Below are 16,735 nucleotides of genomic sequence, written 5' to 3' on the forward strand. Positions count from 1 at the left end.
ATTATATTTGATTTATGAACATAACAAGCCTTTTTCATTTTCAACTCGCTCATTATTTGGCTCACATTTATTTAATAAATAAAAAAGCGCTACATTTGCGGACTTTTTAATACAAGTGGACGTGATCCACAACATTTAAACTATACCATATAAAATGGCAGTAAAAATTAGACTAGCCCGAAGAGGGCGAAAAAAACAGGCAATTTACGATGTAGTCGTAGCAGACGCCCGTGCACCACGTGATGGCCGATTTATCGAAAAGTTAGGTTCGTACAATCCAAACTCAAATCCTGCTTTCATCAGCATTGATGAAGAAAGAGCATTTAAATGGGTAATGGACGGTGCACAACCTACCGACACAGCAAGAGCAATCCTTTCATACAGAGGTGTGATGTACAAGAAACACTTACAAGTAGGTGTTAACAAAGGCGCAATCACTCAAGAAGATGCTGACAAGAAATTCGAAGCATGGATGAATGAGAAAGAAGCTAAGGTTCAAGGCAAAGTAGATTCATTAGCGAAAGCTAAGGATGCTGAGAACAAAACTAAGCTAGAAGCTGAAGCTAAAGTAAATGCAGCTAGAGCAGAAGAGATCGCTAAGAAAAGATTAGCAATCGATGAAGCGGAAGCAGCAGCAAAGGCGGAAGCAGAAGCTGAAGCAGCGCCAGCTGAGGAAGCAGCAACTCCTGCAGAGGAGGCTCCAGCAGTAGAGGCAGCAGCTCCAGTTGAAGAGGCTCCAGCAGCGGAAGCAACTCCAGAAGCTCCTGTAGAGGAGAAGAAGGAAGAAGCTCCGGCAGCAGAAGCTAAGGAAGAAGCACCTGCAGCTGAAGAAGCTAAAAAAGAAGATAAAGCCGCTGAATAATTTATTATGACGGTTGATGATTGCTACCAGATTGGTCACGTAATCAAGACCCACGGCTTAAAAGGTGAAGTTCAGCTCTTTTTAGATGTTGACGATCCTTTAGCATATCAAGAAATGGAATCAATGCTCGTTCAACAGAACGATTCGTTGGTTCCATTTTTCATTGAACATCTTCAGATCAATTCTGCTAAGACCATTGCAAAATTTGAAGAAATCGATGATATAGAACAAGCCAAGTCTTTGGTTGCCTGTCAACTTTACTTACCACTAGATGTATTACCTGAGCTGAAGGACGGCGAATATTATTTACATCAACTAGTAGGTATGGACGTATATGACCGAGATACTCATCTAGGGCAGGTCAAGGAGTTGTTTGAAATTGGCCCACAAGAACTCATTTCTGTTATTCATCAGGAAAAAGAAATATTAATTCCTATTAAAGATGAAATCATCACAAAAGTGGACATTGAAAACAACAGAATCGATGCGGAAATACCAGATGGTCTTATAGACATATACCTTGAAGATGAGAATTGATATCATTTCATGTGTTCCTGCTACGTTTAGTGGCCTGATTGACCAAAGCATCCTCAAAAGGGCTGGAGAAAAAGGTCTTGCCGAAATACACATCCATGATCTTCGTGACTATGCAATCAATAAGCATAATCAAATCGATGACTACGCCTTTGGCGGTGGCGCCGGTATGGTGCTCATGATCGAACCTATTGATAAATGTATTGCCAAACTCAAATCCGAAAGAGATTATGATGAGGTTATATATATGAGTCCTGACGGAAAAACACTTTCTCAAGGTATATCCAACGAATTGAGCCTTAAGAAAAACCTCATCCTACTTTGCGGACATTATAAGGGCGTAGACGAAAGAGTTCGTGAGCATTTGGTGACACGTGAAATCAGTATTGGCGACTACGTGCTCACTGGAGGCGAATTGGCAGCAGCAGTGGTGGCTGACTCTGTCATCAGACTTTTACCTGGGGTAATGAACGATGAAACTTCAGCACTTACAGATTCTTTCCAAGATGACTTGATTGCACCTCCGGTTTACACGAGGCCAGCAGAATACAAGGACTGGAAAGTGCCGGAAGTGCTAACATCTGGGCATCAGGCTAAAATTGAAGCTTGGAGATTCGACCAACAAGTAGAAAGAACCAAGGCGAAAAGGCCTGATTTACTCAATAGATCAGGTTCCGAAGATTGATCAAAGGAATTTCAATTTTATTTTGAATGCCCTTGAATTATTTAAAAAATAAATTTCTATATTTGCAGTCCGATTTTTGGAAGGGCATATAAAGCTAATAAAATGAGCGACTTAATTAAATTAATCGAAGACGAGTACAAAGAGAAGAGAGCAGCAATGCCATCTTTCAACCCTGGCGATACCGTGAATGTTCACGTAAAGATCAAAGAGGGTAATAAAGAAAGAATTCAGCAGTTTCAGGGAACTGTTTTACAAATCAAAAACCCTAGCTCTAATGGCGAAACCTTCACAGTAAGAAAAATCTCTAGCGGTATCGCAGTAGAGAGAATTTTCCCAATGCTTTCTCCTAACATCGAGAAAATCGAGGTGTTGAGAAAAGGTAAAGTGAGAAGAGCGAAACTATACTACTTAAGAGGTAGAAAAGGAAAAGCAGCTAGAATTAAAGAAAAACTTTAATCCTCGCTCACCAAAATATTTAAAGGGTCCCGATCTATCAATCGGGACTTTTTTTGTTTCTAGTTTTGTGGACTTAATCTGATAATTCACGTATTCCGAATAGCGAATGAATATCACCTTTTACAAATACCAAGGCACTGGCAACGACTTCGTGATGATCGACAACCGCGAAGGAATATTCACACACGACACCTCATTAGTGGCAAAAATGTGCGATCGTAAATTCGGCATTGGAGCTGACGGCCTCATACTCATCGAAAATCATGAATCTCTTGATTTCGAAATGGTGTACTTCAATGCAGACGGCAGTCAAAGCTTATGTGGGAATGGCAGCAGATGCGCCGTAGCATTCGCCAATTTTCTAGGCGTGATCGGAAATCATACAAAATTCTTAACCATAGATGGTGAATACGAAGCTGATATAAAAGAAGGAATCGTTCATTTACACATGCGGGATCAGAATTGTCCAGAGAAGTTTAATTCGCACTATTTCCTCAACAATGGTTCGCCTCACCATATAGAATTTGTAAAAGACGCAAACAAACAAAATGTTTATGCTCAGGGAGCTGAAGTACGGTATTCTGATACCTACAAACCAGACGGCACGAATGTCAACTTTGTTGAATTAAAAGCAGAGAATACGATCTTCGTTCGCACATACGAAAGAGGTGTTGAAGACGAGACTTTGTCCTGTGGCACAGGCATCACTGCTTCTGCGCTCGCTGCAGCCGACAAAGGATTGAAGAGTCCAATTGCTATTGAAGCCAAAGGCGGGAAACTAGAAGTTCGTTTTGAACAAAAAAATGATACTTCCTTTACAAACATCTGGTTGATCGGCCCGGCTGAGCAAGTTTTTGTCGGTCAGTTTGACATATAAAAACCTTGCGGTTCATTTTTTGCTAATACCCCTCTCAGATTCACGTCTAGAACAAAAAAGAAATTAAATTTACCGATTCATTAAAAACGTAAATATTCATGTTAAATATTATTACAAAAGGCATAGCCAAAGTATTTGGAACGAAGGCTGACAGGGATTTAAAGGAGCTTTTGCCTTATGTGGATTTGATCAATGGTGAATATGAGAAATTAGCCCAAATTTCAGATGATGAGTTGAGAGGCAAATCTCAGGAACTTAAGGAAGAAATTGCTGCACATTTGAAGTCTATTGATGACGAAATGGCTGCATTGCACCAACAAGTAGAAGACAATCCTGAGCTTGATATTGTTGAAAAAGAAACCGTTTTTAATAAAATTGATGCGCTCGAGAAGCAAAGAGATGAGCAACTAGAAGAAAAACTTCTAGATATACTCCCAAGAGCATTCGCTATCGTAAAGGATACCGCTCGACGACTAACCGAAAATAAAAAATTGACCGTGCAGGCGACCATGATGGACAAGCAGCTTGCAGCCACCAAAGAGCACATTGAAATCAATGGCGAAACCGCTACTTGGCGCAATGAATGGAAAGCCTTCGGTCAAGACGTGGTTTGGAATATGGTTCATTACGATGTCCAGCTTCTTGGCGGCGTCGTACTACACCAAGGTAAAATCGCCGAGATGGCTACGGGAGAGGGTAAAACTTTAGTAGCTACGCTTCCTGCCTTCTTGAATGGATTATCTGGCCGAGGTGTTCACGTTATTACTGTAAATGACTACTTAGCCAAACGGGATGCGGAATGGAATGCGCCACTTTTCGAATTCCATGGATTGAAAGTCGATTGTATCGACAAGCACCAACCGAGTACTCCGCAGAGAAAAGCTGCATACGAAAGCGACATTATTTACGGTACTAACAATGAGTTTGGTTTTGACTACCTAAGAGACAATATGGCCCGTCACCCAGACGAGCTGATGCAAGGCAAACACCACTTTGCTATGGTCGATGAGGTCGATTCTGTTTTGATTGATGATGCCAGAACACCATTAATCATCTCAGGTCCGATTCCTAAAGGTGACGAACATGAGTTCTACGAACTAAAACCAAGAATTAGCAAGTTGGTAGGTGCACAACGCAAGACCACTTCTCAATTCTTGAACGAAGCCAAGAAACTGATCGCAGAGGGTAATGAAAATGAAGGTGGGCTAGCGCTATTCAGGGCATTTAGAGGGCTCCCTAAATACAAGCCTTTGATTAAGTTTTTGAGTGAAACAGGCATTCGTCAGATTCTTCAAAAAACAGAAAACATTTATCTGGCAGATAATCAAAAGTTGATGCCAGAAGCTGACGAGCCTTTATACTTTACTATTGATGAAAAAACCAATGGCATCGAGTTAACAGACAAGGGAATTGATTTAATTACCGGCGAGGGAGAAGATCAAAACTTCTTTATTCTTCCTGATATTGGATTAGAGATTGCTCAACTAGAGCAAGACACTACTTTGAGTGAAAACGACATGCTTCACAAGAAAGAGGAGCTGATCCGTGACTATTCCGTAAAGGGGCAAAGAATCCACTCGGTGAACCAGTTGTTGAAAGCCTATACCCTCTTCGAAAAAGACACTGAATACATTGTAGTCGATGACAAAGTAAAAATTGTTGACGAGCAAACGGGTCGTGTGATGGACGGCAGAAGGTATTCTGACGGACTACACCAAGCAATCGAAGCTAAGGAAAATGTAAAGGTCGAAGACGCTACCCAAACGTATGCGACCATTACGTTACAGAACTACTTCAGAATGTACCACAAGCTGGCAGGTATGACCGGTACGGCGGAGACCGAAGCCGGTGAATTCATGGAGATTTACAAGTTGGACGTTATTGTAATCCCTACCAATCGTCCGATCCAAAGGAAAGACATGGAGGATAAGGTCTATAAGACCATCCGTGAAAAATTTAATGCAGTTGCTGATGAAATTGTAGAATTAACTCAAGCAGGTAGGCCGGTTCTTGTAGGTACCACTTCGGTAGAGATATCTGAATTGATCAGTAGAATGCTGACTATGAAGAACATCAAGCACCAAGTCTTGAATGCGAAGCAGCATGCAAAAGAAGCTGATGTAGTTGCGGAAGCTGGTAAGCCCGGTACCGTAACCATTGCCACCAACATGGCTGGTCGTGGTACGGATATTAAGCTTACCCCTGAATCTAAAGCTGCTGGTGGTTTGGCCATCATTGGTACAGAAAGACATGAATCCAGACGAGTAGACAGACAGTTAAGAGGTCGATCTGGTCGTCAAGGAGATGTGGGATCTTCTCAGTTTTTCGTTTGTTTGGAAGACAACTTGATGAGACTTTTTGGCTCGGATCGTATCGCCAGAATTATGGACCGTTTAGGTTTGGAAGAAGGCGAAGTGATTCAGCATAGCATGATTACCAAATCAATCGAAAGAGCTCAAACCAAAGTAGAAGAAAACAACTTCGCTACGCGTAAAAACCTCCTAGAGTATGATGATGTCATGAACTCGCAACGTGAGGTAATCTACGCTAGAAGAAAGAATGCACTCTACGGTGAAAGATTGGACCTTGATATCCTAAACATGCTTTATGATACGGCCGATGATATCGCAGCCAATGCCAAGGCCTCTGGTGACTTTGACAGCTTGAAGCTAAACTGCTTGGGTATTTTAGGCATGGACTCTAAAATGGATCAGGATGGCTTTGCCAGTCAAAGTGCAGAGCAATTAGGTGAAAAATTGTATCATGAAGCGTTGGATGCCTACCACGCTAAAAACAAGATGGTGCGTGAAAGAGCATTGCCTGTACTGAAAAACATACAGTTGACTAGAGGAGCCACTGTTAAAGAAGTTCAGATTCCATTTAGCGATGGTAAAAAACAAATCGGCGTAGTAGCTGGGTTAGAAAAATCTATTGAAACTGAAGGTCGTGAGATGATCAAGGCTATGGAGAAAATGATCGCTTTGGCAATCATTGACCAGAGTTGGAAAGAGCACTTACGTGAAATGGATGACTTGAAGCAGTCTGTAAGAATGGCCGTGCACGAGCAAAAGGATCCATTGCTGATCTATAAATTCGAGGCTTTTGAAATGTTCAAACAATTCCTAGCAAGAGTAAATGAAGACACGGTTTCTTTCTTGACTAAAGCAGAAATTGCTGTACAAGAGCCCGATGAGGTCCAGGAAGCACGTCAGCAAAGAGCCGCTCAAAACTATAGTGAATCTAAAGCAGACAGTGGGTCAGCATTAGCAGCGAACAATCGCACAGCACCTGTGGAAAAAACAGCTCCAATCAAGTCGGAAAAAGTATATGGCCGTAACGATCGAGTAACTGCGCAATATGCTGATGGATCGTTGAAAGAAGATGTGAAATTCAAAAGTGTAGAGGCAGACGTGGCGCAGGGAAAATGTGTAATTGTTGAAAGTTAAGTCCTGACTTTGTACCTTGAGTTATTGATCAGTTATTTTAAATTTCGTATTTTGAAAACCATTGCATCAAAGTTAACCTTCGTGTTTCCAATAGTCACTATTGCTACCCTTCTGCAGTTTTGTGCTCCTACAGCATCTACAAGTACGAGCCCCGCAGTATATGAAGAAGATTTATCGATCTATCGACCTTCTTATACGCTGGAGGAAGAATCAACGACTGAGGAAACTTCATCGGAAGAAGCCATTGCACCGACGGTAGAATATGTCACGCCTACGAATGACATCAAAGCCGAATTGGATACAGTCTTATACAGAATCAAAAAGTCTCGAGAAAACATTCAATATGTGGATGGCTATTCGATTCAGCTTTATTCTGGCAACAACAGAGACAAAGCCAATCAAGTGAAGGTTAAAACATACGAAGTGCTAGAAGATCAGCGTCCTAGAGTGAGCTATGACCAACCCAACTACAAAGTGCGCGTTGGGGAATACTATTCACGATTGGAAGCAAATACAGATTTTGTTACACTGCAAAAACACTTTTCAAGAGCCGTATTGGTACCAGTAAAAATTAAAATTGAAGAGTAATCCATTTGTCATTCCTTCAATTAAACTGACGCTCCTTTAGATAGATTTTAAAAAACTCTAACTGTCCCAAATAGGCTCAATCAACTTGGTGAATTTCATTAAATTACCAAAAATTCATCCATGGCGCTACTAGATAAAATAAAGACCCTTTCTGTTTCTCTTCACAAGGAAACCATCGCCAACAGGCATCATTTGCACGCCAACCCAGAGCTTTCATTTCAGGAAACTGAAACAGCCAAATACGTGATTGCTCAACTTGAAAAATTTGGTGTAAAATATAAATCAGGCATTGCAGGCAACGGAATTGAAGCAATTATTGAAGGCAAGAACCCGAGCAAAAAAGTAATTGCCTTGAGAGCAGACATGGATGCGCTGCCAATCTTCGAAGACACAAACAAGCCTTACAAATCAAAAAACGAAGGTGTGATGCACGCTTGTGGTCATGATGTGCACACCTCCTCTTTGCTCGGCACAGTAAATATTCTGAATCAGGTAAAAGATGATTTTGAAGGTACGATCAAGTTTATCTTCCAACCTGGAGAAGAAGTGTTTCCAGGAGGAGCTTCTTTGATGATCAAAGAAGGCATTCTTGAAAACCCTAAACCTCATGCGATCATTGGGCAACATGTAATGCCATTGGTTCCTGTTGGTAAGGTAGGGTTTCGAAAAGGCATGTACATGGCTAGTGCGGATGAATTATACGTCACCGTTACGGGCAAAGGCGGACATGGCGCTTTGCCGGAACACAATGTAGACCCGGTAGTGATCGCTTCTCACATCATCATCGCGCTCCAGCAAGTGGTCAGTAGAATGGCGGCTCCTAAAATCCCAAGTGTATTGAGCTTTGGCAAAGTACAAGCCATGGGTGCGACAAACGTGATTCCAAACGAAGTGAAAATTGAAGGTACTTTCAGAACGCTAGACGAAATTTGGAGGAAGGAAGCGCACATCAAAATGAAGAAAATGGCTGAAGGCATGGCTGAATCTATGGGAGGTTCGTGCGACTTCAATATCCAGGTAGGTTATCCTTTCTTGAAAAACGAGCCAGAGCTTACAGAACGCGCCAGACAAGCCGCCATTGCATACTTAGGAAAAGAAAATGTAGTGGATTTGGACATCTGGATGGCTGCAGAAGATTTTTCTTACTACTCTCAGGAAGTAGATGCTTGTTTTTACCGATTGGGTACACGAAATGAAGAAAAAGGTATCGTGTCGGGTGTGCACACCCCTACATTTGACATTGACGAAGACGCTTTATCACACGGTCCAGGACTTATGGCTTGGCTGGCCATTAATGAGTTAAACGCTCAATGACAATGGACAGAAAGCTTATTGGTAAAACTTTAGGCCCTGCCTCATTCATTATTATTTATTTCCTCCTGCCCTTAGAAGGCTTAAGCCCTGAAGGCAGAGCTGTTTTGGCTACGACTGCGTGGGTTGGCATCTGGTGGATGACTGAAGCCATCCCGATAGAAGCGACTGCTTTATTGCCCATGGTCCTATTCCCGGTTACAGGGGCTATGGACATGAAGTCTACCACATTCCCATACGCCCACCCTTTGATCTTTCTTTTTCTGGGCGGATTTATGATTGCCATAGCCATTGAAAGGTGGAATCTCCATAAACGTATAGCCCTAAATATTATCTCTTTTTTGGGGTCTAATCCCAGTCGTCTGATTCTTGGATTTATGATCGCTACTGGTTTTTTATCTATGTGGATATCCAATACAGCCACGACTTTAATGATGATACCCATTGGGCTATCTGTTATTGCCAATTTAGATGAAAATAAAAACTTCTCTAAAGCACTACCATTGGCCATCGCTTACTCAGCTTCTATTGGTGGAATGGCCACTTTAATAGGCACACCGCCCAACATTGTATTCGCAGGTGTCATCAAAGACACTTTTGGCGTAGAGGTCAACTTCCTAGAATGGATGATGATAGGTCTCCCTTTCTCTATCCTGATGATTTCAATTACCTGGTGGGTCATTACGAAATACTCATTTAAAATCTCATCAGATATGAATATTTCCAATTCCGGTATTCAGGAAAAACTGGCCGAATTGGGGAAAATGAGCACCGAAGAAAAAAGGGTATTGGCTGTGTTCGCATTTACAGCATTTTGTTGGATTTCGAGAACGCACTTGCTCAATCCATTAATACCCGGGTTGAATGATACAACCATAGGCATTTTTGGAGGGCTTTGCCTATTCCTAATTCCGAATACTGAAGGAGGCAAATTACTGAATTGGCAATTGATGAATAAAGTGCCTTGGGGAGTTTTGGTATTATACGGGGGAGGACTATCCATCGCCAATGCTGTGGCCAAGACCGACTTAGCGTCATGGATTGGCGACTTGCTAAATCATTGGGGAAATTTAGAGCTTGTTCTCTTGATTTTACTTATCGTAGCTGCTGTCAATTTCATGACAGAGATCACATCCAATATTGCTACTGCTAGCATGGTATTACCAATTTTAGCCGCATTAGCCGTATCCATTGGTGCTCACCCCTATTACCTAATGGTAGGTGCTATTTTAGCCGCCTCGTGTGCTTTTATGCTACCTGTAGCCACGGCTCCCAACGCTATCGCCTTTAGCGCTGGAACCATAAGAATGCAGGATATGATTAAAGTTGGTGTACTCTTAAATATTCTCTCCATTCTTTTAATCACATTCGTGGTGTATGTGGTCATGCCGATCGTATGGACCTTAGATATTTCTCTGTTTTTATCTTCGATCAAGTAATCCTTCGTCTAAACGATATCCTTTATATTTATGCCATAAACGACAGTATAGCAAGTGGATATATTAAAGATTACTAAACTCAAGGAGACTTTCACGGAATACATTCGTGTAAAATTCGAACTATTCAAACTAGACCTAACAGAGCACCTTTCCAATGTATTGGCGCAGATGATAGCCTATCTGGTTATTTTAGTTATTTCTGGTTTGATGGTTACTTTCTTAAGTATAGCGCTGGCACATTATCTCAATTCATTCTTTGAGCAGGAAGCCATTGGATATTTAATCGTAGCAGGGATTTATTTATTGTTCTTACTCTTGGTATTCTTCCTTTTGAAATCAGGAAAACTGAAAACTTTCTTCGAAACTAAATTGATGGAAAACATTTCTAAAGAAAAATCAAATGAAGAAGAATAGTAGCCAATTGATTCCATCGAAAAGAGAAGAACTTTTATCAAAGGAGCGCCAATTGATGGCTGAATTGGAAGGCGAGGCTAACGAAGTTGAGTCAAAATTAGAGAGCACCTTAAAAACACTTGCCGTGATAAGTGCTGGAGTTATAGCCGCAACTATTTTGTATAAACTAGTTGCTCCAGAGACCAAAACTAAAGAAGGCAAAAAGAAAAAGGTCAAAGTAGCTGCCAGTAAGCCATCGGCTATTACTGCATCAGTGATCTCAATGGCCCTTCAGAAATTAATACCACTAGCGATACAAAAATTCACACAAGCCAACAGCAAAAAAACTGAAAATGAAAAAGCTGCTGAATCAACTTCAAGATAAAAAGTCTAATCAGCTTAAATCTCTAGCCGTACTCATCGACCCGGACAAGTCCACCGATCTAGGGAAGCTGATGCGGCTTATTAATCTTTGTGTAGAAAATAAAGTGGATTACCTATTGGTAGGTGGCAGCTTGATGACCAACGACAATTTTTCCAGAGTGGTTTCTGTTATCAAGTCGAATTGTCAAATACCCGTGATCATATTTCCTGGCAATCACATCCAAATAGATTCAAATGCTGATGCCATTTTTCTGTTGTCATTGATTTCAGGAAGAAATCCTGATTTCCTTATTGGCCAGCATGTGCTTGCCGCTCCAGTACTAAAGAAAAGTAAATTAGAAATCATCCCCATGGGTTATATGCTTGTGAACTCAGGTGCGCCTACTTCAGCCAGCTACATGAGCAATACAGTACCTCTCCCATCCAACAAACCTACAATTGCTGCCTGTACTGCTATGGCGGGTGAAATGCTAGGCATGCAAACGATTTACTTGGATGCAGGTAGTGGCGCTGAAGACCCCATTCCTCAGAAGCTTATTTCCACTGTCGCTAGATCTATTGAAGTGCCACTTGTAGTAGGAGGTGGATTAAATTCGATCAGTAGAGTGAACAAGGCACTAGAAGCTGGTGCCGACATGATTGTGATTGGAAACGCAATTGAAAAAGAGGAAAACTTTTTAATTCAGGTTTCAGACAGGATCAACGCTATCAACGAAAAATTAGACGTTCATTAGGGTCTCTCTCCTTCTCATTTTCCCCGCAGGTATACCAAACATCATTTTAAATCTTCTACAAAAATAGGCTGTATCCTTGTACCCTACTTCTTTGCCAATTTCTCTGATGCTCTTTTTGGTTGTCCGTAGCATATTTACGGCCATTTCCATACGCTGATATTCGATATAATCCTGTGGATTGATACCAGTCAGCATTTTGAAGTACTGCCCAACGTAGTCTTCTGATACGTTCGCTACATTGGCCAATACTTTATTAGATAAATCCTCTTGTAAATTATCTTTGATAAAGGAGAAAATATCAATTAATCTAGGATCCTTGAAGTAGGTAGAATTAGTAGCCAATTGCTCGACAAATAATCCTTTGTTGAGAATATGCCTAATCAATTCCACCACGAGGTGATCCGTTTCCAAATTCACCACTCTAGCTTTACCAGGGGTATTTGAATAAATTTCAGTTACAATCAGCTTTACCAATGAAATCAGATTGTGATTGCCCTTTATCACGAAGGCTGGGATATCCAATGAAGCAAAGAAATTAACGGTATCAAAAACCTTAGCCTCAAAGTTGATCATGGTGATATTCTCATGTTCAGGCATTGGGTTGAATTCCTCACTGGTCTGGAAAAATTTCTCCTTATTATTTATGAAGTCATCATTAGACAGGTTCATAGAGTTGCCACTCCCATAGGACAATCCCACCATTTTCCCGCCGGGAACGAATAGGATTTCATTCTCCTTTACAAGCTCCTTTTCCTTCCCAAATCTCACCTCTCCTTTGTGCACATAGATGAACACATTTTCTACATCATAATAGTTTTCAACCGTGAGTGGTTGTAAAATATTAATATTCTTAGCTGAGATGAATCTTACGGATAGAGATTCAATGATCTTATTGTAGTCCTCCATTGAATTATTTCGGAGTAGCCTTTCGAATCAGGCTAATTTCCATTGGTATTATTGTATAAATCTAATATAATGTATAATAAATACAAAGATTATAAATAAATTAATACCAGAGGACTATTTATACTATTTTAATATCTCTCGAGCAATTACGATTTTTTGGATCTCTGAAGTGCCTTCATAAATCTGCGTAATCTTGGCATCACGCATCAATCTTTCTACATGAAACTCCTTCACAAATCCGTAGCCACCATGCACTTGAACCGCCTCAACGGTAGTTTCCATTGCAACCTTAGAGGCAAATAGCTTCGCCATTGCCGCCTCCTTTACGAAGTCTTCTTTTCTATCTTTTTTAGCTGCGGCTTGTAGGCACAAGAGACGAGCGGCTTCAATATTAGTCGCCATTTCTGACAATTTAAATTGAATGCCTTGGTGCTGACAGATAGGTTTCCCGAACGATTGACGCTCCTTAGAGTACTTCACCGCCAACTCCATGGCACCACTAGCAATACCTAAAGCTTGTGAAGCGATACCGATTCTCCCTCCGTTTAGTACTTGCATGGCTAGTGAAAAGCCAAAGCCATCTTCACCAATTCTATTTTCTTTTGGAACTTTTACATCTTGAAACATCAAAGAATGCGTATCAGATCCTCTTATACCCAACTTATTTTCTTTCGGCCCGATTGTGAAACCTTCCATTCCCTTTTCAACGATTATAGCATTGATTCCTTTATGCTTTTTCTCCACGTCGGTCTGAGCCATCACTATGTAAAAAGAAGCGCTACTCCCATTGGTAATCCAGTTTTTCGTGCCATTTAGCAGGTAATGGTCTCCCTTATCTTCTGCTGTTGTTCTTTGCGAAGTAGCATCCGATCCAGCTTCAGGTTCAGAAAGACAGAAAGCCCCAATACACTCACCAGTTGCTAACTTTGTTAAGTATTTCTGTTTTTGCTCCTCGGTACCAAATTTTTCCAATCCCCAGCAAACCAATGAATTGTTTACAGACATGACAACAGAACAAGAGGCATCTACTTTCGAAATTTCTTCCATGGCGAGAACATAAGATATGGTATCCATACCTCCTCCATTATACTTTGGATCAACCATCATTCCCATGAATCCCAGCTCGCCCATCTTTTTAATTTGCTCAGCAGGAAACTGTTGCTTCTCATCTCGCTCAATCACTCCTGGTAAAAGTTCTGTTTGAGCAAATTCTCTTGCTGCGTCTCTTACGGCTAATTGTTCTTCTGTCAATGCAAAATTCATTTTGGGATTTGTTTTAGTTGCAAAATATAATTCGTATTAATTTTACCATACAAATCATTATTCTGAATAATTATTATATGGCCACATTTTCAACATATTATTCTGAATTAAAATAGTATGTATGCATACAAATATATAAAAAAAGGACTTGAACAACGTTCAAATCCTTTACAATATCTTGTGCCTATTCGGCTTAGTCCCTGCTTCCTAAGAAAAGCATGACAAAATATAGTAACTGCGTAATAGCAGCTAAAGCTGCAACAACATAAGTCATAGCCGCCCAATGCAAAGCATCTTTGGCCATGTCATGCTCCTGGCTTGTCACTATTCCTCTTTGATCTATCCAAGCCAAGGCTCGTTTACTTGCGTCAAACTCAACCGGAAGAGTGACTAAGGAAAACAGAGTAATTACAAACTGAGCAGCTACAACCACCAAGAAAATAGTTTCTAAACCAAAAGAGTGCATGGCAAATCCGAAAAAGAACATGCCTATGAGTATGAAATTTAAAATCTTGGCACTCACATTTTGAATTGGCACCATCGCCGATCTAAATTCCAAGAAACTATATGCAGTGGCATGTTGCACTGCATGACCGCACTCATGTGCTGCTACAGCTGCAGCTGCCGCGCTTCGTCCACCATACACTTCAGGGCTAAGGTTGACAGTTTTGTTAGCTGGGTTATAATGATCGGACAGGTGACCTTCTACTGAAATGACTTGCACATCAGTAATTCCATTGTCACGAAGCATCAACTCAGCAATCTCTCTACCAGACAGACCTGACTGCAAGCCAATCTGAGAATACTTCTTAAACTTGCTTTTGAGCTTGTTGCTGACATAGAGTCCAACAACAAAAAAGACTAAAAATATGATCAACATTTATTTATAATTTAATAGTTCAATTTACCTCATTACACTTTACGATTCGAACGCCATTTCTGTTTTTCTTTTTCGGTTGACGAATACAGTTCCTAGTACACTCAACCCACCAAAGAGCAAAATGCAAATCAACTGCGAAGTATGCAATAGCGTCGCAAAAAATAAGCCAGTCGTGGCTTCTATTCCATAAATAATTAACACGCCACTAACCAAAGTATGATAAGCCCCAATGCCACCTTGCACCGGCATGGCCATGGCCACTCCAGCAGCTGCCAATATTGACAACCCCGCTCCAAAGCCTAATACAGAAGTTTCCGAAATGGAGAAGAAAATCACATAGCTCATAAGGTAGTAGAAAACCCAAATCCCAATAGTGGAAACTACAAAACCACCGATGTTCTGAACTTTTCGAATAGAAAGCAACCCATTGACAATGTCGGTTAATACGCGATGAATTTTTTGAAGCAAACTATTTTCAAACTCATGCTCAAGAATTTTTTTCAATATTAAAATTCCAATAACTCCTAAAAAAATAAGCGTACTAGCAATTAGAATTATATTCATCGTATGGTCTACTTGCGTATCCCAGCCGACGGCTGTAATAAAAAACTCATATACACGATCGAACTCAATAATAAAGTCCAGCAGGATGAGTGACAAAAGGATTAAGAAGTCTATTGTTCTTTCTGTAATCACTGTTCCAAAAGAAATACTCATTGGAATTTTTTCACTCCTTTTCATCACCCCACATCGCGTTACTTCTCCCAATCTAGGAAAGGCCAGATTTGCCAGATATCCAGTCATTACTGCCAAAAATGTTCTTCCATCAGATAGTTTCTCATACCCTAGAGGTTTGAGCATCAAATTCCATCTATATGCACGAAGCCAATGGCTCATTAGGGAGAGTACGATGGATAGTATCACCCACCAATAATTCACTTCTGATATTTTATCCAGAAACTCATCGATGGAGACATTTCGAAAAGCAAAGTAGAACAGAACCCCTGCCAAAACGAGTGAAAAACTATATTTTACAACTGCTGAAATCTTCAATTTTCTTGTTTTATGTACAAATTATCTATCAGTCGGACACCTCCAACATAGGCCGCGATACAAATAGAAATGTTTAGGGCTTCTGAAAGCTCCTCTACCTTACTCATGGTGTCCGAATTAACGATATCCAGATATTCCAATTCAATACCCTCAATTTTCTCCAACTCTACTTTTGCAGAAGTCAATCCCGACAACACCTGCTCTCCAGCAAGAATCTTGGTCTTAACAGAGTCAATCACTCGGTATAGATTTGCAGCCACTACTGCCTCTCTCTCAGATAGTCTCAGATTCCTTGAAGACATGGCTAAACCACTCTTTTCTCTCACGGTCGGGACAGATACTATTTTTGATTGAATATTTAAATCCTTCACCAGTTTTCTTATCACCGCCAATTGCTGCAAATCCTTTTGTCCAAAAAAGGCCAAATCGGGCTGTGCAACATTCAATAGTTTTGAAACAACCACTCCCACTCCAGAAAAATGACCAGGCCTAAAAGCACCTTCCAAGAGATTCTCAAGTTGGCCAAAGTTAATGGTGATTGTCTTCTCTTGATCAGGATACATTTCATCGACTGATGGGATAAAAACCACATCACACCCGACCATGGTCAGCAATTCCAAGTCTTTCTCTAATTGTTTCGGGTATTTCAACAGGTCATCAGGGTTATTGAACTGCGTCGGATTCACAAAAATGCTACAAACCGTCAGGTCGCAAGCTCGAACAGATTCTTTCACTAATTCAGCATGCCCTTCATGAAGTGCTCCCATGGTTGGGACTAAACCAATAGACATCCTTTCTGCTCTCTTTGAATCCAAATAGTGTCGGAGTTCAACTATACTGTCAATTATTTCCATTATTTCCTGCTACTCAGCCAACTATATCCGTCTAAACTCCATTTCTCTGTTGAAAATGATTCAAAAATAG

The 16,735-nt window shown here is 40.7% G+C and carries 17 protein-coding genes; 12 read left to right on the forward strand and 5 right to left on the reverse strand.

Annotated features, from left to right (window positions below):
• The first annotated feature begins 154 nt into the window (after positions 1-154).
• From R8N23_RS19700 to R8N23_RS19755, 12 genes are all read left to right on the forward strand, one after another.
• Entirely contained in the window at positions 155-862 is a 708-nt protein-coding gene (locus tag R8N23_RS19700) for a 30S ribosomal protein S16 (RefSeq protein ID WP_318173321.1), read from the forward strand.
• Positions 863-868: 6 nt separating this feature from the next.
• Positions 869-1,399, forward strand: coding sequence for a ribosome maturation factor RimM (rimM, locus tag R8N23_RS19705; RefSeq protein WP_318173322.1), 531 nt, complete (start codon positions 869-871; stop codon positions 1,397-1,399).
• Entirely contained in the window at positions 1,389-2,081 is a 693-nt protein-coding gene (gene trmD / locus R8N23_RS19710) for a tRNA (guanosine(37)-N1)-methyltransferase TrmD (protein ID WP_318173323.1), read from the forward strand. The genes rimM and trmD overlap by 11 nt, the downstream gene beginning before the upstream one ends.
• A 102-nt stretch (positions 2,082-2,183) precedes the next feature.
• The gene (gene rplS, locus R8N23_RS19715; protein WP_318173324.1) at positions 2,184-2,537 is read left to right on the forward strand and encodes a 50S ribosomal protein L19; all 354 of its coding nucleotides are present in this window, start codon (positions 2,184-2,186) and stop codon (positions 2,535-2,537) included.
• A gap of 106 nt (positions 2,538-2,643) precedes the next feature.
• Positions 2,644-3,414 carry a diaminopimelate epimerase gene (gene dapF, locus R8N23_RS19720; protein WP_318173325.1) on the forward strand — a complete coding sequence of 257 codons (771 nt, stop codon included), beginning with the start codon at positions 2,644-2,646 and terminating at the stop codon, positions 3,412-3,414.
• 98 nt (positions 3,415-3,512) lie between these two features.
• A complete protein-coding gene (secA, locus tag R8N23_RS19725) occupies positions 3,513-6,860 on the forward strand; it encodes a preprotein translocase subunit SecA (protein ID WP_318173326.1) in 3,348 nt (1,115 codons plus the stop codon).
• A gap of 51 nt (positions 6,861-6,911) precedes the next feature.
• On the forward strand, positions 6,912-7,448 hold the full coding sequence (locus tag R8N23_RS19730) for an SPOR domain-containing protein (RefSeq protein WP_318173327.1): 537 nt from the start codon (positions 6,912-6,914) through the stop codon (positions 7,446-7,448).
• A 120-nt stretch (positions 7,449-7,568) separates the two neighbouring features.
• Positions 7,569-8,762: a M20 family metallopeptidase gene (locus R8N23_RS19735; protein WP_318173328.1), complete on the forward strand. Its 1,194-nt coding sequence runs from the start codon at positions 7,569-7,571 to the stop codon at positions 8,760-8,762.
• 2 nt (positions 8,763-8,764) lie between these two features.
• Positions 8,765-10,198, forward strand: a complete 1,434-nt coding sequence (locus tag R8N23_RS19740) for an SLC13 family permease (protein ID WP_318173329.1) — start codon at positions 8,765-8,767, stop codon at positions 10,196-10,198.
• A 54-nt stretch (positions 10,199-10,252) separates the two neighbouring features.
• Positions 10,253-10,612 carry a phage holin family protein gene (locus R8N23_RS19745; protein ID WP_318173330.1) on the forward strand — a complete coding sequence of 120 codons (360 nt, stop codon included), beginning with the start codon at positions 10,253-10,255 and terminating at the stop codon, positions 10,610-10,612.
• Positions 10,599-10,976 (forward strand): hypothetical protein, encoded by a 378-nt coding sequence (locus R8N23_RS19750; protein WP_318173331.1) that lies wholly within the window; start codon positions 10,599-10,601, stop codon positions 10,974-10,976. The genes R8N23_RS19745 and R8N23_RS19750 overlap by 14 nt, the downstream gene beginning before the upstream one ends.
• Positions 10,945-11,709, forward strand: coding sequence for a geranylgeranylglyceryl/heptaprenylglyceryl phosphate synthase (locus R8N23_RS19755; RefSeq protein WP_318173332.1), 765 nt, complete (start codon positions 10,945-10,947; stop codon positions 11,707-11,709). Before R8N23_RS19750 ends, R8N23_RS19755 begins: the two co-directional genes overlap by 32 nt.
• On the opposite strand, the gene R8N23_RS19760 is transcribed toward R8N23_RS19755, so the two are convergent.
• The 5 genes from R8N23_RS19760 to panC form a co-directional block, all read right to left on the reverse strand.
• Positions 11,695-12,615 carry an AraC family transcriptional regulator gene (locus tag R8N23_RS19760; protein WP_318173333.1) on the reverse strand — a complete coding sequence of 307 codons (921 nt, stop codon included), beginning with the start codon at positions 12,613-12,615 and terminating at the stop codon, positions 11,695-11,697. The genes R8N23_RS19755 and R8N23_RS19760 overlap by 15 nt on opposite strands.
• Positions 12,616-12,738: 123 nt before the next feature.
• Complete coding sequence (locus R8N23_RS19765; RefSeq protein WP_318173334.1) at positions 12,739-13,878, reverse strand: acyl-CoA dehydrogenase; 1,140 nt, start codon at positions 13,876-13,878, stop codon at positions 12,739-12,741.
• A gap of 193 nt (positions 13,879-14,071) precedes the next feature.
• Positions 14,072-14,758: a zinc metallopeptidase gene (locus tag R8N23_RS19770; RefSeq protein WP_318173335.1), complete on the reverse strand. Its 687-nt coding sequence runs from the start codon at positions 14,756-14,758 to the stop codon at positions 14,072-14,074.
• Positions 14,759-14,797: 39 nt separating this feature from the next.
• On the reverse strand, positions 14,798-15,811 hold the full coding sequence (locus tag R8N23_RS19775) for a lysylphosphatidylglycerol synthase transmembrane domain-containing protein (RefSeq protein WP_318173336.1): 1,014 nt from the start codon (positions 15,809-15,811) through the stop codon (positions 14,798-14,800).
• On the reverse strand, positions 15,808-16,665 hold the full coding sequence (panC, locus tag R8N23_RS19780) for a pantoate--beta-alanine ligase (RefSeq protein WP_318173337.1): 858 nt from the start codon (positions 16,663-16,665) through the stop codon (positions 15,808-15,810). The genes R8N23_RS19775 and panC overlap by 4 nt, the downstream gene beginning before the upstream one ends.
• Positions 16,666-16,735 lie beyond the last annotated feature (70 nt).

Source organism: Reichenbachiella sp. (assembly GCF_033344935.1).
In the GTDB taxonomy this organism is placed as follows: domain Bacteria; phylum Bacteroidota; class Bacteroidia; order Cytophagales; family Cyclobacteriaceae; genus Reichenbachiella.

What these genes read in the sequence shown, in the direction of transcription:
- dapF (WP_318173325.1), top strand. Translation starts at nt 2,644, where the DNA reads ATGAATATCACCTTTTACAAATACCAAGGCACTGGCAACGACTTCGTG.
- R8N23_RS19740 (WP_318173329.1), top strand. Translation starts at nt 8,765, where the DNA reads ATGGACAGAAAGCTTATTGGTAAAACTTTAGGCCCTGCCTCATTCATT.
- R8N23_RS19770 (WP_318173335.1), bottom strand. Translation starts at nt 14,758, where the DNA reads ATGTTGATCATATTTTTAGTCTTTTTTGTTGTTGGACTCTATGTCAGC.
- rplS (WP_318173324.1), top strand. Translation starts at nt 2,184, where the DNA reads ATGAGCGACTTAATTAAATTAATCGAAGACGAGTACAAAGAGAAGAGA.
- rimM (WP_318173322.1), top strand. Translation starts at nt 869, where the DNA reads ATGACGGTTGATGATTGCTACCAGATTGGTCACGTAATCAAGACCCAC.
- R8N23_RS19760 (WP_318173333.1), bottom strand. Translation starts at nt 12,615, where the DNA reads ATGGAGGACTACAATAAGATCATTGAATCTCTATCCGTAAGATTCATC.
- R8N23_RS19765 (WP_318173334.1), bottom strand. Translation starts at nt 13,878, where the DNA reads ATGAATTTTGCATTGACAGAAGAACAATTAGCCGTAAGAGACGCAGCA.
- trmD (WP_318173323.1), top strand. Translation starts at nt 1,389, where the DNA reads ATGAGAATTGATATCATTTCATGTGTTCCTGCTACGTTTAGTGGCCTG.
- R8N23_RS19750 (WP_318173331.1), top strand. Translation starts at nt 10,599, where the DNA reads ATGAAGAAGAATAGTAGCCAATTGATTCCATCGAAAAGAGAAGAACTT.
- R8N23_RS19755 (WP_318173332.1), top strand. Translation starts at nt 10,945, where the DNA reads ATGAAAAAGCTGCTGAATCAACTTCAAGATAAAAAGTCTAATCAGCTT.
- panC (WP_318173337.1), bottom strand. Translation starts at nt 16,665, where the DNA reads ATGGAAATAATTGACAGTATAGTTGAACTCCGACACTATTTGGATTCA.
- secA (WP_318173326.1), top strand. Translation starts at nt 3,513, where the DNA reads ATGTTAAATATTATTACAAAAGGCATAGCCAAAGTATTTGGAACGAAG.
- R8N23_RS19735 (WP_318173328.1), top strand. Translation starts at nt 7,569, where the DNA reads ATGGCGCTACTAGATAAAATAAAGACCCTTTCTGTTTCTCTTCACAAG.
- R8N23_RS19700 (WP_318173321.1), top strand. Translation starts at nt 155, where the DNA reads ATGGCAGTAAAAATTAGACTAGCCCGAAGAGGGCGAAAAAAACAGGCA.